At 58.4% G+C, this 25,191-nt stretch carries 21 protein-coding genes and 5 pseudogenes; 8 read left to right on the forward strand and 18 right to left on the reverse strand.

All coding sequences use genetic code 11. The annotated features are described in order from the left end of the window. Positions 1 to 307: pseudogene (locus EOC94_RS31210) on the reverse strand (IS6 family transposase); the annotation flags it as partial. 231 nt (positions 308 to 538) lie between these two features. Between EOC94_RS31210 and EOC94_RS31215 the strand changes: the two are divergent. Continuing rightward, a complete protein-coding gene (locus EOC94_RS31215) occupies positions 539 to 2,194 on the forward strand; it encodes an MFS transporter (protein ID WP_127295363.1) in 1,656 nt (551 codons plus the stop codon). Positions 2,195 to 2,211: 17 nt separating this feature from the next. On the opposite strand, the gene EOC94_RS31220 is transcribed toward EOC94_RS31215, so the two are convergent. The 14 genes and pseudogenes from EOC94_RS31220 to EOC94_RS31280 all read right to left on the reverse strand — a co-directional run bounded on the left by EOC94_RS31220 (position 2,212) and on the right by EOC94_RS31280 (position 14,636). Continuing rightward, positions 2,212 to 2,445: a hypothetical protein gene (locus EOC94_RS31220; RefSeq protein ID WP_127295365.1), complete on the reverse strand. Its 234-nt coding sequence runs from the start codon at positions 2,443 to 2,445 to the stop codon at positions 2,212 to 2,214. Next, positions 2,432 to 2,672 (reverse strand): annotated as a pseudogene (locus EOC94_RS31225) (transposase domain-containing protein); the annotation flags it as partial. The pseudogene EOC94_RS31225 and the gene EOC94_RS31220, both read right to left, overlap by 14 nt. A gap of 28 nt (positions 2,673 to 2,700) precedes the next feature. Continuing rightward, positions 2,701 to 3,269 (reverse strand): annotated as a pseudogene (locus EOC94_RS34905) (helix-turn-helix domain-containing protein); the annotation flags it as partial. Then, positions 3,194 to 3,574: pseudogene (locus EOC94_RS31235) on the reverse strand (ATP-binding cassette domain-containing protein); the annotation flags it as partial. The pseudogenes EOC94_RS34905 and EOC94_RS31235, both read right to left, overlap by 76 nt. A 31-nt stretch (positions 3,575 to 3,605) precedes the next feature. Then, positions 3,606 to 3,911 (reverse strand): transposase, encoded by a 306-nt coding sequence (locus EOC94_RS35280; RefSeq protein WP_024505894.1) that lies wholly within the window; start codon positions 3,909 to 3,911, stop codon positions 3,606 to 3,608. Beyond that, positions 3,888 to 4,386: pseudogene (locus EOC94_RS34915) on the reverse strand (DDE-type integrase/transposase/recombinase); the annotation flags it as partial. The pseudogene EOC94_RS34915 and the gene EOC94_RS35280, both read right to left, overlap by 24 nt. Positions 4,387 to 4,607: 221 nt before the next feature. Beyond that, the gene (locus tag EOC94_RS31245; protein WP_127295367.1) at positions 4,608 to 5,936 is read right to left on the reverse strand and encodes an FAD-binding oxidoreductase; all 1,329 of its coding nucleotides are present in this window, start codon (positions 5,934 to 5,936) and stop codon (positions 4,608 to 4,610) included. A 273-nt stretch (positions 5,937 to 6,209) separates the two neighbouring features. Continuing rightward, positions 6,210 to 7,340 carry a serine hydrolase gene (locus EOC94_RS31250; protein WP_024505677.1) on the reverse strand — a complete coding sequence of 377 codons (1,131 nt, stop codon included), beginning with the start codon at positions 7,338 to 7,340 and terminating at the stop codon, positions 6,210 to 6,212. 115 nt (positions 7,341 to 7,455) lie between these two features. Beyond that, positions 7,456 to 8,499, reverse strand: a complete 1,044-nt coding sequence (locus EOC94_RS31255; protein ID WP_127295369.1) for an ABC transporter ATP-binding protein — start codon at positions 8,497 to 8,499, stop codon at positions 7,456 to 7,458. Continuing rightward, entirely contained in the window at positions 8,496 to 9,515 is a 1,020-nt protein-coding gene (locus tag EOC94_RS31260; RefSeq protein ID WP_024505675.1) for an ABC transporter ATP-binding protein, read from the reverse strand. The genes EOC94_RS31255 and EOC94_RS31260 overlap by 4 nt, the downstream gene beginning before the upstream one ends. Beyond that, positions 9,512 to 10,405 carry an ABC transporter permease gene (locus EOC94_RS31265; protein ID WP_206616876.1) on the reverse strand — a complete coding sequence of 298 codons (894 nt, stop codon included), beginning with the start codon at positions 10,403 to 10,405 and terminating at the stop codon, positions 9,512 to 9,514. The genes EOC94_RS31260 and EOC94_RS31265 overlap by 4 nt, the downstream gene beginning before the upstream one ends. A 1-nt stretch (position 10,406) precedes the next feature. After that, complete coding sequence (locus tag EOC94_RS31270) at positions 10,407 to 11,345, reverse strand: ABC transporter permease (RefSeq protein WP_024505673.1); 939 nt, start codon at positions 11,343 to 11,345, stop codon at positions 10,407 to 10,409. A 20-nt stretch (positions 11,346 to 11,365) separates the two neighbouring features. Next, entirely contained in the window at positions 11,366 to 12,955 is a 1,590-nt protein-coding gene (locus EOC94_RS31275) for an ABC transporter substrate-binding protein (protein ID WP_127295371.1), read from the reverse strand. A 700-nt stretch (positions 12,956 to 13,655) separates the two neighbouring features. After that, positions 13,656 to 14,636, reverse strand: coding sequence for a GlxA family transcriptional regulator (locus EOC94_RS31280; RefSeq protein ID WP_245265426.1), 981 nt, complete (start codon positions 14,634 to 14,636; stop codon positions 13,656 to 13,658). A gap of 173 nt (positions 14,637 to 14,809) precedes the next feature. Here EOC94_RS31280 and EOC94_RS31285 point away from each other — a divergent pair, with 173 nt between their 5' ends. Next, a complete protein-coding gene (locus EOC94_RS31285) occupies positions 14,810 to 15,841 on the forward strand; it encodes a GlxA family transcriptional regulator (protein ID WP_032899787.1) in 1,032 nt (343 codons plus the stop codon). 79 nt (positions 15,842 to 15,920) lie between these two features. On the opposite strand, the gene EOC94_RS31290 is transcribed toward EOC94_RS31285, so the two are convergent. The 3 genes from EOC94_RS31290 to EOC94_RS31300 all read right to left on the reverse strand — a co-directional run bounded on the left by EOC94_RS31290 (position 15,921) and on the right by EOC94_RS31300 (position 18,691). Then, positions 15,921 to 16,847 (reverse strand): glyoxylate/hydroxypyruvate reductase A, encoded by a 927-nt coding sequence (locus tag EOC94_RS31290; protein WP_024505670.1) that lies wholly within the window; start codon positions 16,845 to 16,847, stop codon positions 15,921 to 15,923. A gap of 136 nt (positions 16,848 to 16,983) precedes the next feature. Next, positions 16,984 to 17,757 (reverse strand): class II aldolase/adducin family protein, encoded by a 774-nt coding sequence (locus EOC94_RS31295; protein ID WP_127295373.1) that lies wholly within the window; start codon positions 17,755 to 17,757, stop codon positions 16,984 to 16,986. Positions 17,758 to 17,782: 25 nt separating this feature from the next. Next, a complete protein-coding gene (locus EOC94_RS31300; protein WP_127295375.1) occupies positions 17,783 to 18,691 on the reverse strand; it encodes an NAD(P)-dependent oxidoreductase in 909 nt (302 codons plus the stop codon). Positions 18,692 to 18,835: 144 nt separating this feature from the next. On the opposite strand from EOC94_RS31300, the gene EOC94_RS31305 reads away from it, so the two are divergent. The 6 genes from EOC94_RS31305 to EOC94_RS31330 all read left to right on the forward strand — a co-directional run bounded on the left by EOC94_RS31305 (position 18,836) and on the right by EOC94_RS31330 (position 24,660). After that, positions 18,836 to 19,696: a LysR family transcriptional regulator gene (locus tag EOC94_RS31305; RefSeq protein WP_050580551.1), complete on the forward strand. Its 861-nt coding sequence runs from the start codon at positions 18,836 to 18,838 to the stop codon at positions 19,694 to 19,696. 27 nt (positions 19,697 to 19,723) lie between these two features. Next, complete coding sequence (locus tag EOC94_RS31310) at positions 19,724 to 20,812, forward strand: mandelate racemase/muconate lactonizing enzyme family protein (RefSeq protein ID WP_024505666.1); 1,089 nt, start codon at positions 19,724 to 19,726, stop codon at positions 20,810 to 20,812. 126 nt (positions 20,813 to 20,938) lie between these two features. After that, positions 20,939 to 21,934, forward strand: a complete 996-nt coding sequence (locus EOC94_RS31315; protein WP_245465697.1) for an ABC transporter substrate-binding protein — start codon at positions 20,939 to 20,941, stop codon at positions 21,932 to 21,934. Between the two features lie 155 nt (positions 21,935 to 22,089). Further along, a complete protein-coding gene (locus EOC94_RS31320) occupies positions 22,090 to 23,124 on the forward strand; it encodes an ABC transporter permease subunit (RefSeq protein ID WP_127295377.1) in 1,035 nt (344 codons plus the stop codon). Beyond that, positions 23,121 to 24,176 (forward strand): betaine/proline/choline family ABC transporter ATP-binding protein, encoded by a 1,056-nt coding sequence (locus EOC94_RS31325; RefSeq protein ID WP_196815426.1) that lies wholly within the window; start codon positions 23,121 to 23,123, stop codon positions 24,174 to 24,176. The genes EOC94_RS31320 and EOC94_RS31325 overlap by 4 nt, the downstream gene beginning before the upstream one ends. Before the next feature lie 136 nt (positions 24,177 to 24,312). Then, positions 24,313 to 24,660, forward strand: coding sequence for an SMR family transporter (locus EOC94_RS31330; protein ID WP_127295379.1), 348 nt, complete (start codon positions 24,313 to 24,315; stop codon positions 24,658 to 24,660). Positions 24,661 to 25,191: the final 531 nt, after the last annotated feature.

The raw sequence follows: 25,191 nt of genomic DNA on the forward strand, positions 1-25,191 counted from the left end.
CGCAGACGGTAGTTCGGCGTCGCAGGAAATGATCGCCTCATGATTGGTCGGGCTACCGTCGATGAAGATGCGATCCGGTCTGCCGTGGCGCTCCAGGGCTTTCTGGAAGAAGCGGCACGATAGAGATACATCCGTTGGCCGCGTATCTTGATGCATGTCTCGTCCATGTGCCACTTGCCGGTGAGGGCGCGCTTGCGCCCGTTGAAGCGCTCCAGAAGCTGGGGCGAGAAGTGAACGACCAGCGGTGCACGGTCGAATGGTCGACGTTCAGGCCACGTTCGGCCATCATCTCCTTCAGATCGCGCAGGCTCGGTCGAAATGACGGCCTTTGAACATAGCAAGCGAGCTCCCCGAAAAAAGAGAGGCCTTCGTGCCAGATATGGGTTGCCATTCCGTTTTGCGACAGAACCCTCAGCTGTGGTTGCCATCAACAATTGAAGTCTTTGGACGCGACCGCACTCTCAATTTCAGCTTGTTTGTCACATTACTCCAGCAACCGTTACCGAAGTGAACGCTTAGTCGAAGGCAGTCAGACATCATGCAGCGCGAAGATCACCAGCTGCCTATTTCAGCAACGCTCGCTCCATTTCGGAACCCGGTGTTTCGCACGATCTGGACGGCCACACAAATATCCAGCCTGGGTTGGCTCGTGCAAACGGTTGCCGTCAGCTGGCTGATGGCAACTACTTCGGCTTCCGATCTGATGGTTGCGATTGTTCAGGCTGCCTCGACATTGCCGGTGTTCTTCCTCTCGATCCTTGCCGGAGCCATCGCCGACAATTTCAGCCGCCGGTGGGTGATGTTTGCGGGCCACTGCCTCATAGCATCGGCATCGACGACGCTGATGATTTCTGTCGGGCTGGGGTTTGTCAGCCCCTGGTTCATACTCGGACTGAGTTTCCTGGCCGGCTGCGGCTTTGCGCTAACCGATCCGGCTTGGCATGCTTCCGTCGGCGATATCCTCGATAAGCGCGACATTCCCGCCGCGGTGACGCTTGTGTCGGTCGGGTACAACATCGTGCGCAGCATCGCACCGGCTTTGGGCGGCGTGATCATGGCCTTCTTCGGACCTCTGGCCGCTTTCGCCTTGGCTGCGCTCAGTGATCTAATCCCTCTAAGCGCAATATGGCGCACCAAATGGCAAGTCCGCTCCTCTCCTCTCCCTCGCGAGAGGATGACGACGGCAATTCATGACGGCGTGCGCTTCACGGCGATGTCCTTGGAGATCAGGGCGGCGATCGCCCGAGCAGCTCTTTTCGGGGTGACCAGTATAGCGATCTTTGCGCTGCTCCCTCTCGTCGTCCGGGATCAGTTGAAGTGCGGCCCAATCGCCTATGGCGTCCTATTAGCCAGTTTCGGCATGGGTGCTTTCATCGCTGGCATGAGCAACAGCTACCTAAGGCGTATCACGTCTCAAAACAGGCTGGTGGCGTTCGCGTCCGTCGCTTGTGCAGCATGTTGCCTTTGCCTTGCAGTTACTTCTTCGATTGCCGCGGCGGCCATTTCGTTAGCGCTCGGTGGGGCGGGTTGGCTAGTCACTTGGACGGGCATTGACTTGTCGGTGCAGCTGGCAAGCCCTAGGTGGGTTGTTGGCCGCACGCTCTCGATCTACTACGCCTTGAGCGCCGGCGGTATGGCAGCCGGCAGCTGGATCTGGGGTTCTGTCGCGCAGAATTACTCGTTGACATGGGCTTTGGAGGGCGCCGCACTAGCCCTGTTGCTGGTGGCAGTTGCGGGAATAGTGTTGCCGGTGGGACCCCGGGAAGAAACGGATCAAGAGAGTTCCGGCTTCCATCCGCCGGAACTGGCATTCGATCTGAAACCGAGAAGTGGCCCTATCGTTGCCAAAACCGAGTATTCCATACCTGAGGAGAACATTGACGCCTTTCTGGGCTACATGCGGACCCGGCGTCATGTTCAGAGCCGTGCCGGTGCTCGAAACTGGACGCTTCAGCGAAACCTTCAAACGCCCTCGCTTTGGACGGAGACATTCCGCACGCCGACATGGATGGATTTTCTCCGCCTAAATCATCGGCTCACGTCGGCGGACAAGGAAGTCGGCGATCATCTTCTGGCCCTGCATGATGGAGATGTGCCTCCGCAGACAGTTCTTTCCATTCAGCGAACGACAGACGCAACATACGCATCCGCTGAAGGCCGCAGACGTGCGTATCCGGCGGCCATGAGGACCTGAGCACCGGAGTGCTGGGGTCAAGCTTTCGATGGGGAGACGCGATGATATTCTTCGAGGAGGAGTTTGAGCTCCTCGATGCCTTCATCGGTGAAGGCCAAGATCCCGTTGTCATCATTGGCGCCGTACACCCAGATGACGCCGTCCTCGGGCTCGGCAGCGAGGGGCAGTTCGTGGATGAGCGCTTCGCTGACGCCGAGTTCCCAGGCGACACGTTCGACGGTGTAGACGTGATGCACCTTATTGCGCTGCATGATCAGGCCGCAGCTGGTTGGGTCGCAGTTTTGCGGATCTCCAATTCCACGGCAACAAATCATCGATCCGATGTGCCGGATAGGCGGGCAGTCGGGCGAGGACGTCGGCGAGCCAGGCCTGCGGGGATATCGTTCATCTTGGCGCTGACGATCAGGCTGTAGAGAACGGCAGCGCGCTGTCCGCCGCGATCGGAACCGCAGAACAGCCAGGAGTTTCTTCCGAGAGCGAAAACTGATCCATTATGCACCCCCTCTTCAAATGGCGGAAAACAGCGATTCCTGGTTGTCGTAGTCGATGCGACGCGGAGTATTGCGCGCCAAATCGGCCTTGATCAGTTCGTCTTCGAGGTCGCTGGCGCGGATCTGGTAGGGCGCGCCGCGCATGACCTGCTCGGCCGGCAAGAGGCCATCCCTGATGAACGGCGGATTTTCACGTGCGACACGCCGAGCTTCCCGGCCGCATCCGACATGGTGAGCCCCCCGCCATTCTTGTCGGAAGATCGGTAGCCGCTGATCTTGTGCACCGTGCGCAAGCGACCGGACGCGGCCGGCGGTCCAGGTCTTTCCCTGGCCCGTCTGCATGCCCATGCGGTTGAGGGTGCGGCAATATCGGCGTCGGACCATCGCGTTGCCATGGTTCGCATGATCGCCAGGGCTTCTTCGGGCGTATGCTGCCCATGCTCGCCGGATTTGGGCTTGCGCACACGCACCTGCGAGTGCTGGGCTCCATGCCAGTAGATGGTCAGTATCACATCGCGCGCTTCGTCATCGACGTCCGCCACGACGTCCTTGATGAGCGCGCGCAGGAGTTGCTGACGGCATCGCGAGGCATGTCGATGTCGATCAATCGCGCCGCGCCGCCTTTGTCCTTGGGCAGGATCAGCGCCCGGTCGACTAGATAGATCGCTTCTTCCAGGTCATGGGTGACCATCACCATGGTGACGTTCTCCTCTCTCCAGATGCGCGCCAGTTCCTCCTGCATGCGATCTTGGTCATGGCGTCCAGCGCCCCCCAGCGGCTCGTCGAGCACAAGGATTTCGGGCTGGACGGTGAGTGCCCGGGCAATGCCGACGCGATGCGCCATGCCGCCGGAAAGCTGCCTCGGAAAAGCATCGGCGAATTCGGCAAGGCTGGGTTCGGGCAATCGGCGACGGGGCGTTCTACACCTGGCGATCGCTCACGTCGATCCGTGCGAAGATCGCCATCGCCCGATCGGCATCAAGCTCGCCGCCGGCCATCTGCTTGCGCCATGCATAGAGCTGTGACGGAGCTACGCCGAATGCTTCCGCGACCTCGGTCACCGATGACCCCGCCGCATCCGCCATGTCGACCAACGAGCGCTTCTCGGTGCAACTCCACAGCCTTCGTTGCCGCGCGCGCCCGGGCACCGCTGCAAGATCTTCGGCCGCCGCGGCGCCGCTTAACTCGGCGACGATATCGCCCCTTGCCTGCCGTTTGCGCATCATGTGAACCATCTCGAGACGCGGAAAGGACGGCATAGGCACCGGCCATCGACTTGAAGCCGAGCGTTGACCCAGCGCGGCGCTGATGTGCCGATGGTCTGCTCGGTCTCGATTGTTGAGGTACTTGCTGTTGCGGAGCGGATCGGCTTCAGCGCTCGTCGCGATCGATTCCGCAGACGGTAGTTCGGCGTCGCAGGAAATGATCGCCTCATGATTGGTCGGGCTACCGTCGATGAAGATGCGATCCGGTCTGCCGTGGCGCTCCAGGGCTTTCTGGAAGAAGCGGCACGATAGAGATACATCCGTTCGCCGCGTATCTTGATGCATGTCTCGTCCATGTGCCACTTGCCGGTGAGGGCGCGCTTGCGCCCGTTGAAGCGCTCCAGAAGCTGGGGCGAGAAGTGAACGACCAGCGGTGCACGGTCGAATGGTCGACGTTCAGGCCGCGTTCGGCCATCATCTCCTCCAGATCGCGCAGGCTCGGTCGAAATGACGGCCTTTGAAAGATCTTTTGCTCGGCAGTGTCGCTTCATCTTTTCGGCGCGACGCACAGAAGCGCCGGAAATGTCGTAGAACAAATTGCAACTTTGATCGTTCCCTCCTTGAGGCCTCCTCCGTATTGCGTCGTTAGAGTTCTGCTTCTGCAAGATGAAGCAGCCCGTTTCTGCGCGAGCACCTTCCCGATTTTATGTCTTCCCTTCAAACGCCCGTTAGCGGTCTCACACGCGTCCCATCGGTAAACCGAGAAAAACGAAAGTCCGTGGGATCAACGACGGGGGGAGTGCCTCTGACGAGATCAGCAGCCAAGCGCCCCGCGCCCGGAGCTATGCCGAAACCATGGCCAGAAAATCCTGTCGCGACTATGAGACCCGGGACAGCATCAACCTGTGAGATGACTGGGATTGCGTCAGGGGTCACATCAATCAACCCCGCCCATTGCTGAACAACCGTGGCTGAAGCAAAGACCGGAAACGCCTTCTTCAATCGCTCGAACGTTCTACGCAGACTTGCTTTATCTGGCGCTGGATCGAGGACGCGGGTCCTCTCATATGGCGAAATTCGGTCGGGCGGTGTATGGTGCGATTCCGAACATTCCTTTATGAATCGATCATCGACGCGCAACCTCAAGTTCTTAAAATCCGATCGCAAGGCTGGCCAGAAGTTGGCGAAGAATCTAAAACTGTCGGGGACAATCGAGACGACGCTGGCGTGTCCATTGGCAATAGTGTAGCCGCCGTCAATGCGTTTGCGCAACGCAAACTCGGTGCTCCAGAGCGCCGCTTCAGGGCCGCCCTCGACCGGAGATGTGCGCATCACACTTCCTAAGACTTTCAACTGAGGCAACGTTATATCGAGATCCTTGAGAAAGCGACGAGACCACGCACCCGCCGCTACTACGACAGTTGAGCAACAAATTCGGCCATGTTCGGTGATGACGGCAGACACACTGCCGGCGCTCAACTCCAATCCACGCACAGCACAATTAGTGAGCACCGAAGCTCCACTGCGGCGGGCAGCTAATGCGATCGCGGTCGTAGCCAGGTGCGGTTCGGCCCGCCCATCGGTTGCGCAAAAAAGCCCGGCTTTCCAGCGTTTGTCCGCTCCGGGTGTAAGTCGCTGAAGCTCTGAGCCAGAAACCATACGAGCCTCGATTTGATGCTGACGCGCCTCATCGAGCCATGCCTCATTTTGGGCAATGTTCTCATCGCTATCGGACGCGAATAGAATACCGGCTCGGCGGAATCCCGACTCAGACTCCAGATCTTCATTCATGCGTTCCCAGAGACGCAGACTTTCGATCATCAGAGGGAATTCTCGAGGGTCACGCTGACCCTGCCTTACCCAGCCCCAGTTGCGACTGGACTGCTCCCCTGCAATATTCCCTTTCTCGCATAACGCCACCTTAACGCCACGCTTCGCCAGAAAGAGCGCCGCACTCGCGCCAACGATCCCGCCACCGACAACAACTACGTCAACTTTCGACGGCAGCCGGTTTTCGCTTGGAAGCGGTTCGACAAACAGGCCCATCTCAATTACTCTCCCATCCTCGGTACCAACGCCTCCATGAATTTGACCAGCTCACAACATCGAAGCCTAATCGCCGAATCTTGCTCGACTGAGCCAAGTTGCCGGCGTACAGATACAGCCCTACCGATGTTCGTTTTTTGTGCATTGGGGCAAATCCGCCCAGTTTTGAACACACTCTCGGTTTTCCTACGTCCGCCGCTGAATCCCGCGAAGGTTATTCCGTTGGGCGTCGAACGTGAAACCTCCGCCCTTCAGTGCGAGATGCCGAGCAGCTCACAACTCTGCAGCAAGATCAGCCATCATTGCCGTGAGCTGGTCAGCGAAGTTGCAGTCCCAGGCGCTCCAGTTCTCGAGCACGCTTAAGTAGACAACGGCAGTTCCGGTATCTGGATTCGCAACCATGTACTGACCGCCCCAACCGCCGTGGCCGAGCCAGGTGCCGTCGGTTACCATTTGGCGACTATAGCGAAGTGACTTCTGTCCGTAAGAAGGCCCAGGATTGTGACGGGTGTCTTCAATGAAGTCGGCATTGCCTACGCGGCGACCGTCAACACCCTCGCCTTTGCGGGCGAAGAGCAGACCATGGCGCGCCAGATCGCGAGCAGAGAGACAAGCACCGCCGTCGAGCAGCGGCACGCCCTCGCGATCGCACGTAATGTGCAAGCATCCCTCAAGACCGGCTGCCTCGACGTTTTCGATCAACCACTCCCGCAGCGGCCGGCCGCTAGCACGCTCAATTACCCAGCCGATGATCTCACTGTTGGTCGACTTGTAGAGCGACTGGCCGGTGCGGTTCACAACATCGTCGCTGGTGATCCCACAGAGGAAGGAGCGGATTGTACCCTCCTTCTCGCCCTCCGGCGGCAGTCGCCAGCCCATGGCGCGTTCCATGGACCACCACTTCGTATTGGGATCGCTGAGGTCCTCGGTAAAGTCATTGACGACATTCATATCGGCTGTTGCCCTGACAGTCGCCTCCGCGTAGCCCGTGCCGATCTCTGGCAAGTAAGTGCCAATCCGCTCGTCGAGATCCACCAAGCCATCGGCGACTGCGCGGCCGAGCATAAGGTTCAGCGTGGTCTTCGTCACTGACTGAATGCTTTGCGTCCTATCGGGACCAAAGTCGGGGGCATAGGCCTCATATAGGACGTGGTTGCCCTTGACCACGACGAAGGCGGAGAAATGCTGCATCGCGAGGAAACGCGCGACCTCGGGCCGAGCCCCGATCGCCCAATCAAGCTGCTTTAACAATGGAAAGACCGATGGTGCGCGGAAGGAAAGACTGTAGCGGGCGAGCCTGTGGAGGTTGTGCCAGCCATGGCGGCGGTGGTCGGGCGAGGCCCAACGTGGCTTGTTGTCGCTACCAGTAAAGAGGTCGGGATTTGGGATTGAGGCAAGCAACATTCAGTCGGCCTTTCAGTTGGTGTAAGTTCACGGGATCCTTGGAAGTGTACGAGTCACTTCGTCAGCGTTCTGGTTGCTATCTTCAGATCACCGATGGCAGAGACAAATGGGCGCGCTAGCGGAAGCGCGTTTTGCCTATAGAGAGCTTGGGACGTTCCGAGGTCGGGAGGATGTCCCCCGCAATCGGAAAATGACATCTGAAGCTGTGCTTCTTATCCTCTTGGCCCGCTGAAGGTTCGGGGAAGACGCGGCTGCAGATATCCTGCGCGTAACGACAACGGGTGTGGAACTCGCAGCCGGATGGCCGCCTCATGAGGCTCGGCACCTCACCTTTGAGCTCGATCCTGTTGAGCACCGCATCTGGGTCAGGCTCAGGATTGGCCGCAAGCAGCGCCTCGGTGTAGGGATGTCGCGGTTGATCGAAAATACGCTCGGTCGCGCCGACCTCAATAAAGCGGCCGAGATACATGATCGCCATGCGATCGGTCATGTGGCGTACGACATTGAGATTGTGAGTGATGATCAGGATCGCCATGCCAAGTTCGGTTTGAAGCCTCGCGAGAAGATTGAGCACCTCGCCCTGCACCGAAACATCGAGGCCTGCGGTCGGCTCGTCGGCAATAAGCAAGTCCGGACTTAGCGCAAGAGCACGCGCGATACCAACGCGCCTGGCCTGACCACCGGAGAGCTGATGGGGGTAGCGACGAGCAAATTCCGCCGACAAGCCGACCATTCGAAGCAGTCGCTCCGCTTCCCCTTCGACATCGCGATCCTTTAGCCCATGGATGCGAAAGGGCTCTGTGAGAAGCGATCGCACTGTCAGCCTCGGCGAGAGTGAGCCGATAGGATCCTGGAACATCATCGCCATGCGCCGCAAATAGGGCTTGCGTTCAGCCCCGCTGAGCTCCTCAATTTCCTGCCCATCGAAGCTGATGCTGCCGCTCACAGCCCGCTGCAGGCCGATGATCGTGCGCGCGATAGTGGATTTGCCCGAGCCGCTTTCACCGACAAGGGCCAGCGTCTCGCCCTTGCGGATTTCAAAGGACACACCACATAGCGCGTCAATGAAAGGGGCTCTCGTCCCGGTTGCGAGCGCCTTAAGCGGACCCATAGTGCGGAAACGTACCCGCAGGTCCTCAACCCGGAGCAGCGCGCTCATACCGAAACCAACAGTTCTTTGTCGAGGAGATGGCATCGGGCGACTTGGTCTACGCCGATGCGGTACTCGACCGGGTTCTCTTGCCCACAGCGATCGAACGCTTGCCGGCAACGTGTCCGAAAGATACACCCTACCTTGGTGCCTAGGAGACTGGGCACCTCGCCCGGAATGGTCGGCAAAGTGCGCGTGCTTTTTTTGATCCGCCCGGGATCGCACTCCAGCAGTGCGCGTGTGTAGGGGTGAGCAGGATTATGGAAGATGTCCCGGACAGCTCCCTGCTCAACCACTTCCCCAGCATACATCACGGCGACCCGGTCGCACAGCTCAGCAACCGCACCGAGATGATGGGAAACGAACAGCACAGAGCAACCGATCTCTTTTTGCAAATCCTTGAGCAAATGAATGATCTGCACTTCCAGTGTTGCATCGAGCGCAGTGGTTGGCTCGTCGGCGACGAGGAGCGTCGGTTTCACAAGAAGCGCCATGGCAATGCAAACGCGCTGACGCATGCCACCTGAGAAGTGATGCGGATAGGCGCCGATACGGCTTTGCGGATCGGGAATTCCGACCCGTTGAAGCATGTCGATGGCACGGGCGCGTTTCTCGCCCCAGCTTCCTTGCTCGTGGTGCTGGACATCGATCATCTGGCTCTCGATGGTCCGCACGGGATTGAGTGCGGTCATCGGGTCTTGGAAGATCATCGAAAGATGATCGCCAAGCAGTCCCCGACGCGCCTGAGTTGGCATTTTGAGCAGGTCTTTATATTCGAACAGAATGCTGCCGGATGTCACATCTGCATTCTCTGGAAGTAGGCCCATCACTGTGTAGGCGAGTGTCGATTTTCCAGATCCGCTTTCTCCGACGATGCCAACCACCTGTCCGGCTGGCACATCGAGCGACACATTGCGCAGGGCATGGACGCGCCCCCGCGGCGTGCCGAAATCGAGATTTAGGTCACGGATCTCAAGAAGCGCGCGGCTTGACGAGAGCTGCGTTTTCGGATCTTTGCGTCTCATAGGTCTTTCCGCAATTTCGGATCGAATATGTCGCGCAGCGCTTCGCCCAGGAACGTGAAGCCGAGCGTTGCGAGGACGATCGGGATGCCGCTAGCTATCACCGGCCAAGGGGTCTGGTTAATGTAGCTATAGCCGTCGTTGAGGATAGCTCCCCAATCGGGCGTCGGTGGCCGCACGCCCATGCCGAGAAAGCTGAGACCCGCCTCTACGGCGATGACGGCCGGCACGTCCATACTCACCAGAATGAGAAGCGGGCCGAGGACATTGGGGAGTACGTGCACGGCGAGAATGCGCGTTGTTCCGGCCCCCATGCTGCGCTCTGCCGCAATATATTCACTGCTACGCAGCGCTTCCGTCTGGGTGCGCACCACACGCGCGTAAATGGGCATGGACGTTATCGCGATGACGAGAATAATACTCGCTAAGCTTGGTCCCAGAAGGGCGATCATGGCCAGCGCGAAAATAATACTCGGAAACGACCGGATCGTATCGAAGACAAGCAGTAGCAAATTGTCGAGCCAGCGGGGACCGAAGCCCGCGATCAAACCAAGGACTAGACCGACTGCCAGTGAACTGCCGAGAGAGGCGAAGGCAACGAGGAGCGGGATGCGGCCGCCCATGACGACGCGGGAGAATGTATCACGGCCCAGTTGGTCCGTGCCCAGCAGAAAATCGAGTGAAGGGCCAGCAAGACGCGGCCCGACCATGATTCTGATCGGATCATGCGTGATCATCAGCGGAGCGAAGATCGCGGTTGCTGCTATGAATATGACAAGAACTGCTCCGAGCATGCCCAGAAGGTTTTGTCGAAACTGCCGCAAAAAGGTGCGAGAGCTTTCGGCAGCCATTGCATCGTTGGTTTCGGGAAGAATGCTTTCAACGATCGCCATGTCAGAGCTTTTCCCGGGTTCGCGGATCGAGGAACGCGTTGATTACATCCGAGAGCGTCGTAGCCGAAACGATAAGGAAGGTGCTGACCAGCACGACGCCCATCACAATCGGGTAGTTGCGCGTATGGACCGCGTTGACAATCAAAGCCCCGATGCCAGGTCTCGCGAAAACCACCTCGATGAAGACAGCCGACGAAAGAAGCCACGCTATACCTACTCCGAGTATGGTCACGGTCGGCAGAATCGCGAGAGGCAGCGCGTAGCGCGCGACGATGCGCCATTCCGAGATTCCGAAAGAGCGAGCCATGCGCACATGGTTTTCCCCGAGAACCTCAAGCATGGATGCGCGTACCAGCCGGGAAATGTAGCCGACCCAGCCAATCCCTATTGCGAAGCCCGGAAGGACGAGATGGATGGGTCCATCCCAGAAGCCATTGCCGGCCCCGATCGCTGGCAACCAGCGCAGCGTCACCGCAAAAATCAGCAGCGCGTAAACCGCCACGACGAAGGAAGGAATGGCGATTGTGGCGACCGTCACGACGCCGGCCACCTGGTCGACCAGGGAGTTGCGCCGCATGGCCGAGTAGCAACCGAGCGGCACGGCTATCGCAACCGCACAGGAGATGGAGACCAGGATCAGTTGGATCGTATAAGGCAGTTGCTCGAAGACAATGTCCGCAACAGGCCTCTGGCTGAATACGTCGAAGCCGAGATCGCCATGAAGCAGCCCGCCGAAGAAGGTAGCGATCTGCACGACAAGCGGCTTGTCGAGCCCCATCTGCTGATGCAACAGCGCCTTCATCTCAGGCGTCGCCCGCGGGCCGAGTAGAACCGCGGCAGGATCGCCGGGCACCGCTCGGATCATCAAAAACAATAACGTCACCGCAATCGCAATGATTGCGATCGCCAGGACCAGCCTCCGACAGAGATAAAACCACATACCTACGCCCGACCCGCAACTCAAGCCGAAACTGGTTTGAAATTGATGTATAGCGGGTTCCCATCTGGGGTAGTTGCGGCCTGCATTTGTGTGATGCGGAACATGACTGGATTGGCCCCATGGGTCAGGAACCGGTAGGCGCCGGAGTCTTCCATGAGGTCCTGCATCTCATAGTAAAGCTTCGCCCGCTCGTTGGGGTCGCTGATGGTGACCGCCTTACCGCTGAGCTCGTCAAAACGCTCGCTTCGGAAACGCTCCCAGTTCCACACACCTACTTGACTTTGCACAAACCAGGACGCCGGGTAATACGGGTCTGGTAAACTGTAGAAACCATTGACAATGAGTTGTACGTCCTTCCACCGCGCGCCTTCCGATTCCATGCCAAGCGTCCAGAACGACCCAGAATCTTGGGCATTGACCTCAACCGCGATGCCGATCTGCGACAATTGCGCTTGTACCGTTTGGGCTATGGTCGAATTAGTGCTATCGTTCGTACAGTCGATTGTCAGGGTTAGACCACTGACACCCGCTTTGTCCAGAAACGCCTTGGCCTTGGCGAGATCGCCTTCCGGTGGGACGAGCGCCTTGTCGCGGTGCCCGACGATCCCTGGAGGAATGACGCCTGTCGCAACCTCCGCCTGTCCGCCATACGCGGCTTCTAGAATCTGCGGCACATTGATTGCCCATTGGATTGCCTTGCGGACATTAATGTCCTTCAGCTTCGGGTGATCCATGTTCATGCCGACCCAGGCGTAATAGAGCGAAGTATGATCTTCGATCTTGGTCTCGGCGGGCGGATTGCTCTTGAACGTCGCAAGTGAATCCAGACTGACACGAGTGAAATCGATGTCACCAGCTTGATAAGCCCGTTCCGCCGACTTCTCGTCGGTAATTGGAATAATTCGGATTTCGTCAAAGCCAGGCTTCGGACCCGACCAGTCCGGATTGCGGGTCAGAAGCACATACTGGTTCGGCTTCCAGTCGGCGAGCACATACGGGCCGGAGAAAGCCGGCGGCTTCATCCCGAAATCACCGCCGTCCTTTGTTGCCTTCATCACGGCATTCTCTGAGACGATAGTGCCAACGCCAAAGGGCAGTGCGGTGTACCAGAGCGGAACAAAGGGCGACTTGAGCACGATCACGCCAGTATAGTCATCTTCGATTTCAACATGGTCAAACGAACCCCAATCAGGCTTGACCGGCGAATTGTGCTTGATCACGCGCTCGAAAGAGAACTTGACATCCCTCGCGGTCAGTTCACCGTAGTTGCCCGTAAATTTGATGCCTTTCTTCAACCTGAAGCGGATATGGGTGGGATCGACCTGCTCGATCTTTTCTGCCGCTTCCAGCTCCCAGCCCCATTCGGAGCCCGGCTTGTAACATGTGAGCTTCGAATAAATGCAGTTCGCCACGTTCACATCGACCGGACCCGAATAGAAAGCCGGATCAAGCTTGGCGATATCACTAGCGTAACGCACCTTGAGCACCTTGCCCTCGGCCGCCCATATGGCTTGCGACAAGGGCATGCCCGCGGCGAAAGCTCCCCCGCCGAGCACTGCGCCGTTCTTGAGAAAGGCCCTTCGATTCACATTGCCTGTGGTATCAGTCATGATCTGTTCCTCCCTTTCCTTTGAGCGGTTTCCCTTGCAGCGGGCCGCTTTCCCCTTGGTTGATCCGGCACGTCGCCGTGGGCGCACTTTCGACACGGACCGCCATCTGCTCTCTCGCCGCCGAGCAGGCAGGCACCGAAAACAAGGAATATCGCACCAGCGGATCATTAACTAACGAATATAATTACGGTCTAACATCGGCTTTCTCGATGATGCACCTTCACAGACGAGACCAGGATCCAGAGGAACGATCGTGCGATTTAAACTAATCGTGAAGGAATCCAACGCGATCCGGGAATTGCTAGCTCGCCAGAGGGTTTGCCCGGGCAACACCTGTCCTGCGAAACCGCTGTCTGCTAGATGTGGCGTGGGCTGAGCGATCCGGCGCTCTCAGGCTCGTTTGCCGACGCGCATCAGCCGTGCCGGGCTGCCCGCCTCAGCCAGGATTTCCGCCACCGCAATGGATATGATCGAGCAAGCGAATCTGGTGCGGACGGGACATATCAGGCTCAACCGAGCTGGTCGAGCCGCAATCGCCTGCATAAAAGGCCATCAATCTCGATCTCAATGCGGTGATCCTTGATGTGTCAGACGATGCGCGTCGCGAGGTTTTGTCGACGACTATCCCTTAGGCTCATACCCCTTGTCACAAGCAAGTCCCGATCTGTGACGCCTTCGATGCTATCCCAATCTGCGATGCCTAGCAGATGTCCTGGGATAACGCCGATACGCCATTCCCGGACCGGAAATCTTGAGGCGTCTTGTGGTAGTAACTGCGAAATACCCGGCTAAGGTGCGACCCATCACAGAAGCCGCACTCCACTGCGATAATGGAAATCGACTTGGGCGTTCTCTGCAAAAGATGACGTGCATGATCGAGCCGTATTTGCGTGTAGATCGCCTGTGGAGAGGTACGGAGTTCTGACCGGAAGCGGCGCTCGATCAGCCGTCTGCTGAGCTTGAGCTTGCCGGCGAGGCGAGCGATGGTCAGGGGGACCTCCAGGTGGTGTTGCATCAGCAGCACAGCCCGTTTCAGGACTTCGTCACGAACGACAACCTCAAGGCGTCCGGTCGGTTGCGCCGTCTCACCCTTGGCCGCCTCGTTGAACATCATAATTCGCAAGCTTTTGGCGGCCAGGGCTTTGCCGAGATGCCTCTCGACGAGAAAGGCGGCGAGATGCGCGGCGCTCGCGCCGCCCGAACAGGTCAGCCGGTCTCGATCAACGACGTAGATTTGGTCGGAAACGGCCTGTAGGCCATCAAAAAGTCGCAGGAAATCTGAGTTGTGGAACCAGCTAACGCAACACTTGTAGCCGTTCATCAGGCCGGCGCGGCGCAAAACGAATGAGCCCGTACACAGCCCTACGAGTGGTATGCCTGCCTCGGCAGCGTGTCGAAGATGGTCGTCGAAGCGCGTGTCGACCAGGAGGGTTTCTTCTTCGAGAACCCCGCCGACAACCACCAGGTAGTCGAAGCGGCGAAGGTCTCCAATCCTTTCATGGGGTGAGATTGCAACGCCGCAGCTGGACAGGATCGGCGACATGTCGGGTGAAATGATGCGCCACTGGCAGCGGATTGGGCGGCTCCGGTCTCCGTCGTCTGCAGCCAAGCGTAGCACATCGACGAAGTTGGCAAATGCGCCGAGGGTAAACCGATGGAGCAGGAGGAACCCGACAGACAAGGGGGCAGAGTCCCGTGCAAGCCTTGATGCCTGATTCGTGGGTGAACCGGGGCCTTGTCGCAACTCTACTGTCATGCCGACGCAAACGTCCTTTCGCGGATGTTCCCAATCGCTCAAATAGGGCGCGAGCCGGTTATGCCGTGTCGCTGATAGAACATGGCGGAGAGTCTGACATGGTCCACCACTGGTCCCGCGATGCTTGGGCGTCCGTTCGCGCCAATGAGCCAGTTACCGTCGCCGTTTACTTGGCGCACGGGTTCGAACTGCTCGCTCTGTCGTCTGCTCTGGACGTCTTTCGCCTCGCCAACAAAGCGGCCGCACGGGAAGCCTTTCGATGGCGTACGGTTTCCCACTGGGGCGAAGCCGTGCGGGCCAGTTGCGGTATTGTTGTCGCGGCTGACGCCGACCTGGCCCAAGAACGCAGATATCTGCAGCAGCTTGAACGACCCGCACTGGCACTGATCTGCGGGGATGAGCCTGATGAAGGTCGTGAAACCAAAGTGCTGAGCGCATGGCTGCGCGAATGCAGGCAGCGCAGGATCGCCATAGGCGGGTTTGGAAGCGGTGTCGCTGCTTTGGCGAAAGCTGGTATGCTTAATGACCGCAAATGCGCCATCCATTGGGAGGAATTGCCGGCATTCAAGGAGCGGTTCATGCGCGTAGAGGCGGCGGCGACCGTCTATGAGGTCGACAATGATATCTGGACCTGTGCTGGCGGCACGGCAGCCTTCGATATGTTGGTCGAGCTTGTAAAACTGAATTGCGGTGAGCCTGTCGCAGTCAATGTTGGGGAGCTTGCTGTGGCTGGGCGTGTCCGAACTGGCGATGAACGTCAGCGACTGCCGCTGCTGCGTCAGCATGGCAGGATCAACCCCACGGTCGTGAAACTCATCGAATTGATGCAGAGAAACTTGGCTACCCCGCTTACCATGGCTGACCTCGCGGCGGCTGCGGGGCTGTCGCGGCGCCAGGTTGAACGTCTGTTCCGCAATGACCTCGGTCGCTCGCCCTGCCGCTACTTTCGGGAATTGCGGTTGGAACACGCGAAGCTCCTGCTTGCCCAGTCGTCGATGCCGGTTTTGGAAATTGCGGTGTCTTGCGGTTTCGTGTCTGCCTCCCATTTTTCGAGGTGTTTCCGCGAGACGCATCAGATAGCGCCTCATGAAGCGCGCAATCTTTCGGCCGGAAGGTATCTCGGTGTATAAACGCCACGACCTAACGCCGGCGACACACGCCCTGACACGGTTTCGCTCCTAACAAGGGCATGGCGTTATTCCGATAGTATTAATAGCCGGCCTCCCGGTTGAACAGCGGAACGACGTCAAGACCGCGCTCAAGACGGCGCACGTTGTTGGCGATTACATCAACTGCGCTCGATGCAAATGTGGCCCCCGACACATGCGGCGTGATGTACACTTGCGGGTGAGTCCAATAGCGATGCTCCAGAGGAAGCGGTTCCTGGGCGAATGCATCTAACGCGGCGCCGGCGAGATGGCCGCGGTCGAGAGCGTCAAGCAGGGACTCGTCATAGACGACCGCGCCGCGGCTGATGTTAACAAAAAAGCTGCCCGGGGGCATGGCCGAGAATATTTTCTCATCGAGAAAGTGCCGCGTCTTCGGGGATAGTGGGAGGGCGTTGATAACGATATCGATGCGGCTCAGGAACTCTGGGAGGGAATCCGTTCCGAAATAGCAGTTGACCCCTTCGATCTGTCGCGCGCTGCGGTCCCACCCGCTGACAGCGTATCCAAAATCGCGAACGCGGCTAGCGACTTCCGTGCCGATGCGACCCAAACCGAACACGCCCGCCCGGAACTCTCTCGTGGGGACGATCTGCTTACGATGCCAGATCCGGTCCTTCTGCTGTGATCGATAGTCCGCATAACGCCTGTGAAATGTCAGTACCCAATAGAGGGCGTGTGCCGCCATGTCGCGGGCGACGGCCGGATCCGCGAGCAAGATCACGGGAACGTCGGGTAGGGTAGGATCTGCCACGAAGTGCTCCGCCCCGGCGCCGAGTGAGAAAATTGCCTTGAGATTCGGATACCGGTTAAGGTCACCTGCGGGGTGGTTCCAGACCATCGCATAGACGACCTCATTGGGATCAATCGGTTCACCGAACACTTTGACAGGCAATTCAGGAAGCTGGCGGCAAAGTTCCCTTCGCCAGCTTTCATTGTCGTAGCCATGGTTGTTCAACAGGATGGTCATGGTTTTGGCGCCCCTGGGAGGAGAATAGGCTCGCGCGGATGCAAGGGCTGGCCATGCGACCTCCGTGCAAGGCTTCTGCAGACGAGTAGGCGCTGGAAACCCCGGCCAGTGCCTGCCGGGGATTCAAGCTGTTCGATTAATAACGGTACGAGGGATCAACCCGGTCGCACTGGCGCAACAGGGCGGGCCATTCATATTTGCCGAGCGGGAAATCGTCATATTGGCGGTGCGCCAGGCGCCAGATGTCCTCACGGCTCTTGTCGAGCTTGAGCCCCGTAGAATAGGCATCAATTAACACGCGGCAGGCACGGACCGTGTAATAAAGATTCATGAAGGCTTCACCGGCGGTAGCACCCACCGCGAGGAATCCATGGTTCTTCATGATCAGGCATTTTTTGCCCTCGATGTTCTTAGCGAGGCGGTCCCGCTCCTCGAGTGTGAGGGACAGTCCTTCCCAATCATGATAACCGATGTCGCCCCAAAGCATCGAGCCATCCTGGGTAAGGAACTCAAGGCCATCCTGCAGCGCAGTGATGGCCAGGCCGGCCGGCGCGTGGCTGTGGAACACCACCTTCATGTCGTGATGGGTGTTGTGAATTGCTGAATGGATGACGAAACCGGCGGTATTGACGTCTGGCGGGCCGTATAGAACCTTACCCTGCTCGTCGACCTTGATCAGGTTCGACGCCGTGACCTCGTTGTAAAGCAGGCCGAAGCGGTTCAGCAGGAACTGGTGATCGGTGCCTGGCACCCGCATCGTGATGTGATTCCAGATCAGGTCGTCATAGCCGTAAATATTCGCCAGACGGTACAGGGCAGCGAGGTCGACTCGCGCTTCCCACTCTTCCTTGGAGATGTTCGCATGGCCGCCCTGGACGCTGAAGTCCTCGGCTTTCATCTCATGTGCCATTGGTTTTCCTTTCGATCGGTTATTGTCAAATGGAGCGGAGAAATGTGCCATTCTGCTCTTCCAAGAGCTTCACCGCCATGAGGTGGTTCTGGTCAAAACCGTACTGATCGACGGCTTTTTTGTAGATCGCCTCAACCTGTTCGCACATGGGCAACGTGGCGCCGACAGTTCGTGCCAGCTCCAGGGTCAGGACCAAATCTTTGTGTGCAAGGCCGAGCGCGAAGCCGGGATCGTAACTTCCGTCAAGAATAGCCGGGCCGTAGCGGTCCGCGACATAGCTCGCTCCGGTGCTGCCTTGGATGATTCCGAGCATGGTCGCAGCAGGAACCCCACCCATTACTCCTAGCATCAGCGCCTCACTCAGCGCCACCGAGTTTAGGTAGCAAAGCACGACCTGCGAAATCTTGGCCACGTAGCCAGCTCCGTGAGGGCCAAGATGCATGATCCGGTTGCCAATCTTTTCCAGAACCGGCTTGCACCGCGCAAACACATGCTTGTCGCCGCCGACCATGATCATCAGGGTTCCGGCAGCTGCTCCTTCAATCCCGCCAGTAACCGGTGCATCGAGAAACGCAATCTCCCGGTCGGTGGCAGCGGCGCGGATGCGTCGCTCGCACTCCAAGTTGTTGGTCGAAAGGTCGATCCAGACGGAGGCTTTCGGCAGCCCGGCGAGAATGCCTTGTTCGGACAGCGCCACGGCCTCGATGATCTTCGGGTTTGGCAGCGATGTGAACGCGATATCGGCGCCGGAGGCCGCCTCGGCAGCGGTGGTGGCCGACGAGATTGCATGGTTGCCGGCCGCTGCTCCCGTCGCCCGCACGGCATCAACCTTATTTGAATCGAGGTCGAACAGGGCAAGCTCGTAACCGGCGCGTGCCAGGTTGCTGGCCATTGGCCCGCCCATATTGCCTAACCCAATGAATGCAATCCGCATAGATATCTCCGTTGTGGCCAGCCAGCCCGTTTTTGGCATGTCTGAGCAGGCGCTGTTGTGACTGGTTTTCGGCCAGGCAGTCTTTCTCACCCTGATTGACGTGGCAAACGAATATAATTACGGAGTCACATCGAAGAATTCGATTTGAAAGTCATTTTCTTGAACATCGAGCACATCAGGGCTTTCCTAGAAGTCGGCGCGGCCGGTAGCTTCCAGCATGCTGCCGACCAGCTTAACGTCACCCAGTCGACCATTAGTGCGAGGATAAAGGCGCTCGAACGCAGGCTGAACCGCCAACTGTTTCACCGTAAGCGCAACGGAGTGGCGCTTACGACGGGCGGTCATCAGTTCCATGCGAGCGCCGTGAATATCGTACGCGCTTGGGAGCGCGGGCAGCAGGTGGCCACCCTGCCGGAAGGCCTTAATGCCTTCGTCACCTTGGGCGTCGAGGATAACCATTGGCCCCGCGTCGTGCCGGGCTGGTTGGAATGCATGGCCAAGGCATTGCCGGACGGCGTCGCAAGCGCGATCAGCGAGCGCTCGGATATTCTTATGGAGAGACTGCGAGCCGGACTGCTCGACATTGCTGTGCTTTACGACCCACGTCATTGCGCGGAGGCACGGATCGAGCCACTCATCAGCGAAGAACTCGTGATGGTTTCGACCAAGCCACGTGCGGTTCAAAGCGGCGTTGTTCCTGGCTACGTCTTCGTGGATTGGGGTGAAACGTTCCGAGCCCAGCACAGCATGCATTTTCCTGGCGTGTTTAGCCACAAGCTTACTATCCGCAGTTCAGCGGTAGCAATGGATCATATCCTGGCTAACGGCGGCTCCGGGTATTTCCTGGCCGAGTCCGTGACCCAGCACGTCAAATGTGGCCGCCTGCATCTGGTCGAGGGAGCTCCGCGCTTTCAACGAACAGTCTTCGTCGCCGTTCGTATTGACGTCATTGCGCCCGAATTTATCGAAACCGCTGTGCAAGCCTTGCGCGATACGATCGCCTGAATTCCGGTCCAAAGCCAGAGAGATGACATGAAAATCACCACGTTGAAGACCCGACTGACGGACGTGCCTTTTGCCAATCCGATCACCACGGCCATTCATAATATGCGCTCCGTCGGGTGCCTGCTCGTGTATCTAGAAACCGATGTAGGGCTGGTGGGCCAGAGTTATATCTTCACATTGAACGCCGTCCGGCTTAAAGCCTTCGACGAGATGGTGCGCGGCTTCTCGCATCGCATCGTGGGCCAGGATCCTCACTATGTGACGGCGATCAATTCTGCGATCTGGTCCGAAATTAACCCGACCGGTTATGCAGGCGTCACGATCTCGGCGCTCTCCGCACTTGACACGGCCTGCTGGGATCTGATCGGCAAAAGTGCGGACCGGCCGCTCCATCATCTGTTCGGGGCCTGCAGGGATCGCATTCGCACATATGCCAGCGGCGGCCTCTGGCTTTCCCAGAACATCGACGAACTGGTTAATGAGGCGGCGACCTTTCTGGACCAGGGGTTCCGGGCGATGAAGGTGCGGGTTGGCAAGGCCGACCCGCGAGAGGATTTTGAACGCGTGAGGGCTGTCCGCGAGGCCGTTGGACCCTCCATCGAACTTCTCGCGGACGCCAACCAGGCGCTCACGCCAAAGCAGGCGATCCGACTTGGCAGGATGCTTGAGGAGCTCGACATCGGTTGGCTGGAGGAGCCGGTCTCGGTCCATGACCTCGTGGGCCAGGCCGAGGTCCGCAACGCGCTCGATCTGACGATTGCCTCGGGTGAGACAGAGTGGACGCGTTTTGGTATCCGCAACACGATCGAGGCCCGCGCCGCAGATGTGTTGATGCCGGACCTCCAGAGGATTGGCGGGCTGACCGAAATGCGCCGCGTTGCAGCCTTGGCGGAGGCTTACAGCCTGCCGATTTCCACTCACATATTTACCGAGCATAGCCTCTGCATTGCCGGTTCTGCCGCCAATTGCATCTCCGTTGAACACATGCCGTGGTACGCCCCACTGTTCCGCGAAGAGATGAAGATCGTGGATGGCGACATCATCATACCCGTCCGTCCCGGCACAGGCTTCACCTTCGACGAGGCTGCCGTGACCCGCTTCGCCATCGACCATTAGGTTTGGCATCGAAAAAGTCGATGTCAGGCCCGAATTATATTCGTTAGTTAGATGTTCGATATTCCTATAATTCCTAAGCGGGGAACCGGCCCGGTAGCCTCTAGCCGCCGAGGAGAATCGCCTGGAATGGAAAACCAACAGGAGAAGACAATGCTCTCACGCACGCTTAAACTTACTGCCGCTGTGTTTATCGCAACGCTCGCCGCGTCCGCGGCCGAAGCGAAATGCGGCGACGTCACCATTACCGAGATGAACTGGGCTTCGGGGTCGATCGTCACCGCCGTCTCCAAGTTCCTGATGGAGCAGGGATACGGCTGCAAGGTCACGGTGGTCCCATCGGCTACGGCTACGGCAGTCACCTCTGTCGCAGAGACCGGCCGCCCCGACATCGTGACCGAACTCTGGCTCAACGGCGCGCCGGCTTATCCAGGATTGCTGGCCGCCGGTAAAGTCAAGACGTTGGGCCATGTCCTCACCCCCGGCGGCATTGATGCATGGTGGGTTCCGCAATACCTGGTGGACGAACATCCGGAACTTGCGAAGATCGATGGCATTCTGGCGCATCCCGACTGGGTAGGCGGCAAATTCCATAATTGCCCCGAAGGCTGGGGCTGTAAGATCACCAACGACCATCTGGCGGAAGCCTTCGATCTGAAAAGCCACGGCATCGAAGTCTTTAATCACGGCTCCGGAGAGACGCTGGCAGCGGCGATAGCTGCGGCCAACGAGAACAAGCAGCCCTGGTTCGGTTACTATTGGGGTCCAACATCCGTGCTCGGCAAATACAAGATGGTCAAGGTCGACATTGGCCCGTACGTCCCTGAGATCCACGCCTGCAACGCGGTCGAAACCTGCAAGAAACCCGGTAAGTCGGCTTATCCGCCGGCAGAAGTCGTAACGGCAGCGACGACGGATTTCGAGAAGCGTGAGCCGGAGATAGCAGCGCTAATGTCTAAGGTCACCTTCACGAATGAGCAGATGAGCGAGACCCTGGCTTGGCAGGATAGCAAGAAGGCTTCGGCCGATGAGTCTGCGGTTCACTTTCTGACCACCTACAAAACGATTTGGGCGGACTGGCTCAGCCCCGAAGCCAAGGAAAAGCTTGCGGCAGTCCTGAAGTGAGATCCATCATTTCACTTGGACTCCGCACCTAATGGACGTGACGGGCTGTTCACTGATTTGGCAACCTCAAGCACGTCGACAAGCACCTCTCGTCCAATTCCGGTGCCACGCGCTGATGAGCCCGGCTGCCGGAGTACCGCGATTTAAGGCGACACATGGCAGCGTACGAAAGAGCTTTTGACTCGCTGGGACTGCGGTCGTGGTGCGACGTCGGCGCCATCGGTGGCCCCATGTCGATGGACGATCTACTTGCAAAGACTGGCGCCGCGGGGACCGACCAAACCGAATCTTTCCCGTTTCCATCCCTGGACGCCCTTCACAAGGCCTGCGGCGCCATCCCTCGCACCCGCGACATGACTGCCGGGTTGGAACGCCTGTTCCTGAATGTGAAAGATCCCATCAAAGTGGTTTTGGATCCGGTTACGCAGCCATTGAGTTGGGCCTTGCGTAACGCCATCGACATCATGCAAATGCTTCCGTGGTGGGCCGCGATCCTGATCCTGGTCGCCATCGCCCATTTTGCCGGGCGTCGCATCGGCGTGACGATGTTCGTGCTGGTGGCGTTCCTTGGGTTGGCGTTCATTGACCATTTTGGCTACGCGATGCAGACGCTCGCCATCATAATGGTCTGTACGTTCATCTGCGTCCTGTTCGGTGTGCCTATCGGCATTGCGATGTCACGCAGTAATCGGTTGGAGCGTTGGCTGACGCCTTTTCTAGACCTGCTGCAGACGTTGCCCACCTTCGTCTATCTTATCCCGCTGATATTTCTGTTCAGTGTCACGGAGCCGAAGCTCTACGGCATAGCAATCATTCTCTACGCCGTGGTGCCATCTATCAGGCTCACTAACCTGGGCATTCGGCTGGTGGACAAGGACGTTCTGGAAGCGGGGGAGGCGTTTGGCATGACCTCTTGGCAAAAGCTCTATCGCGTCCAGTTGCCGCTCGCGTTGCCGAACATCATGGCGGGGATCAACCAGACCATCATGCTGTCTTTATCCATGGTCGTGATCGCTTCGCTGGTGTCTGCGCCTGGCTTGGGAACCCTTGTCCTGCGAGGTATCAACAAACTTGAACTCGGCGTCGGCCTCATCGCAGGCCTCGGCATTGTTCTCCTCGCCATTGTGCTCGACCGGGTCAGCCGGGCTGCCCTCCAGCGCGTCAACAAGATGCACCAGTCGCGGACATGAGTATGACCGAGAGTTTCGTATCAATCCGCAACCTCTATAAGATCTTCGGCAACAATGCGCCGGCCATGGTGTCTTACGCGAAGTCGGGGATGCATAAGAAAGACATGCTGCAGGCCCACGGCCATGTGCTCGGGCTGCGCGACATTAATGTTGAGATCAAAAAAGGCGAGATCACGGTGATCATGGGCCTCTCGGGCTCTGGAAAATCGACCCTGATCCGTCACCTCAACCGCCTTATCGACCCCACGGCGGGTGAGGTAATAGTCAACGGGACGGACATCATGAAACTCGATCGGGCGAGGCTCCGGCAGCTGCGCCGCACTCAGATGTCGATGGTCTTTCAGAAGTTTGCGCTGCTGCCGCATGAGACAGTCCTAAGGAATGCCGGTATGCCGTGCTCGGTGCGCGGCGACGGACGGGCAAAGACCGACGAGACGGCCCGCAAGTGGCTGAACAGGGTCGGTCTGGCGGGCTCGGAGGCGCTGTATCCCCACCAACTCTCGGGGGGCATGCAGCAGCGCGTCGGCCTCGCCCGGGCTCTGACGTCGAACTCCGAGCTCATGCTCATGGACGAAGCCTATTCAGCGCTGGACCCACTCATCCGGTCGAGCATGCAGGACCTTCTCCTCGAACTGCAGAAGGACCTCCAGAAGACCGTCGTATTCATCACACATGACCTCGATGAGGCTCTCAAGCTTGCGGACCACCTGGTGATCTTGAAGGACGGCGAGATCGTGCAGCAGGGGGAGCCGCAATACATCCTCCTCAACCCCGCCGACCCTTACATTGAAGACTTCGTCAGCGATATCAACCGCGCACGCGTCCTTCGCGTCCGATCGGTAATGGAGAAGACGATCACCGAGGACGACGGCTATGAAGTCCTGGACGGGGACGAGACCTTGGAGCGGGCGATCCTGCGATCCCATGGCGTCGCCGACAAATCCTTCGCGGTACACTCGGACGGAGTTCGGGTGGGTACGCTCAACATGACTGATGTTCTGAAGGCGCTTGTACCCGCGGTGGCGACCGGGCGGAACCATAGCGACTTGTGAGTTAGGACCACGACAATGGGATTCCCATGGCGCTCCCCAATCGAATGGACCTCGCTGTTGCCGAGAAAATGCCGTACCCCATGGCTGCACATCTTTGTGCTAAGGCTTTTCAGGCGTCGCCCGGGAAAATGACTGTATGAACCCTCTGGTCACAGCTTACGGAGCCCTCGTATTGGGTATTGTGTCGGAAGTCATCGGTTCATCGCTGTTGCCAAAAACACAGCAATTCACGAAGCTTGGACCTACTGCAGCTGCCATCGCCAGCTTTATTGTCGCGTTGTTCTTTCTCTCCCATGCCCTCAAATTGATTCCCCTGGGTGTCACGTACGCAATCTGGTGCGGTGTCGGCATGGTGCTGACGGCTATGGTGAGCGTTCACGTCTATAGGTCGCCGCTTGACCTGCCTGCGATATTGGGGATCATTCTGATTATTTGCGGTGTCGTGGTGATCAACATTTTCTCCAAGACTGTTGCTCACCGATAGCGAGTTTCGTTAGTCGCCCTGGCAGTCGAGCTGCTAAGGTTTGGAAATCCGCCGACCTCACGGTCCACGATGCGAAGGCGTCGGAGAATGCGCGCTGGTTGGCCGGCAGCAGATACGGATCGCCAAGTTCGAGCGCCAGATTCGCTGCCAACGGTTTGGAGCGTTCATCGCGGTAGATCGATCAGTTGGCGGTGGGGTTAGAGGATCTGAAAGACGACGCCCACAGAAGACGGACTGGCAGAACGGGCCGAAGCCACGACGACGATGGCGTCGGATTTACGCGCAGCACGCTAGTCTAGCTCGCACAGCGTGGATCTACCGATCAGGCTTACGCCGCGAGATTCGGGAGCGGTGTTTTCCGCTGCCGAACCTGAGCGGTGCGTCCTCACCATATTTGCGCAAGCTCGAGAAAACCGAACGGCTTACTGCAACTCTCGCGCGCGTCCGGCGCCATTCCTGGTTTCCCAGATTGACTCGAAGTTGCGTAGCATCACTTCCGCGACGCTGAAGGTGTGCTTTCCTTGCCGGGAA

Source organism: Mesorhizobium sp. M6A.T.Ce.TU.016.01.1.1, from assembly GCF_003997065.1.
Lineage (GTDB): Bacteria > Pseudomonadota > Alphaproteobacteria > Rhizobiales > Rhizobiaceae > Mesorhizobium > Mesorhizobium mediterraneum.

Bases quoted from the DNA above. Each gene is read 5' to 3' on its own strand.
- EOC94_RS31215 (WP_127295363.1), top strand. From the start codon at position 539: ATGCAGCGCGAAGATCACCAGCTGCCTATTTCAGCAACGCTCGCTCCA.
- EOC94_RS31220 (WP_127295365.1), bottom strand. From the start codon at position 2,445: ATGCAGCGCAATAAGGTGCATCACGTCTACACCGTCGAACGTGTCGCC.
- EOC94_RS35280 (WP_024505894.1), bottom strand. From the start codon at position 3,911: ATGATGCGCAAACGGCAGGCAAGGGGCGATATCGTCGCCGAGTTAAGC.
- EOC94_RS31245 (WP_127295367.1), bottom strand. From the start codon at position 5,936: ATGGGCCTGTTTGTCGAACCGCTTCCAAGCGAAAACCGGCTGCCGTCG.
- EOC94_RS31250 (WP_024505677.1), bottom strand. From the start codon at position 7,340: ATGTTGCTTGCCTCAATCCCAAATCCCGACCTCTTTACTGGTAGCGAC.
- EOC94_RS31255 (WP_127295369.1), bottom strand. From the start codon at position 8,499: ATGAGCGCGCTGCTCCGGGTTGAGGACCTGCGGGTACGTTTCCGCACT.
- EOC94_RS31260 (WP_024505675.1), bottom strand. From the start codon at position 9,515: ATGAGACGCAAAGATCCGAAAACGCAGCTCTCGTCAAGCCGCGCGCTT.
- EOC94_RS31265 (WP_206616876.1), bottom strand. From the start codon at position 10,405: ATGGCGATCGTTGAAAGCATTCTTCCCGAAACCAACGATGCAATGGCT.
- EOC94_RS31270 (WP_024505673.1), bottom strand. From the start codon at position 11,345: ATGTGGTTTTATCTCTGTCGGAGGCTGGTCCTGGCGATCGCAATCATT.
- EOC94_RS31275 (WP_127295371.1), bottom strand. From the start codon at position 12,955: ATGACTGATACCACAGGCAATGTGAATCGAAGGGCCTTTCTCAAGAAC.
- EOC94_RS31285 (WP_032899787.1), top strand. From the start codon at position 14,810: ATGGTCCACCACTGGTCCCGCGATGCTTGGGCGTCCGTTCGCGCCAAT.
- EOC94_RS31290 (WP_024505670.1), bottom strand. From the start codon at position 16,847: ATGACCATCCTGTTGAACAACCATGGCTACGACAATGAAAGCTGGCGA.
- EOC94_RS31295 (WP_127295373.1), bottom strand. From the start codon at position 17,757: ATGGCACATGAGATGAAAGCCGAGGACTTCAGCGTCCAGGGCGGCCAT.
- EOC94_RS31300 (WP_127295375.1), bottom strand. From the start codon at position 18,691: ATGCGGATTGCATTCATTGGGTTAGGCAATATGGGCGGGCCAATGGCC.
- EOC94_RS31310 (WP_024505666.1), top strand. From the start codon at position 19,724: ATGAAAATCACCACGTTGAAGACCCGACTGACGGACGTGCCTTTTGCC.
- EOC94_RS31315 (WP_245465697.1), top strand. From the start codon at position 20,939: ATGGAAAACCAACAGGAGAAGACAATGCTCTCACGCACGCTTAAACTT.
- EOC94_RS31320 (WP_127295377.1), top strand. From the start codon at position 22,090: ATGGCAGCGTACGAAAGAGCTTTTGACTCGCTGGGACTGCGGTCGTGG.
- EOC94_RS31325 (WP_196815426.1), top strand. From the start codon at position 23,121: ATGAGTATGACCGAGAGTTTCGTATCAATCCGCAACCTCTATAAGATC.
- EOC94_RS31330 (WP_127295379.1), top strand. From the start codon at position 24,313: ATGAACCCTCTGGTCACAGCTTACGGAGCCCTCGTATTGGGTATTGTG.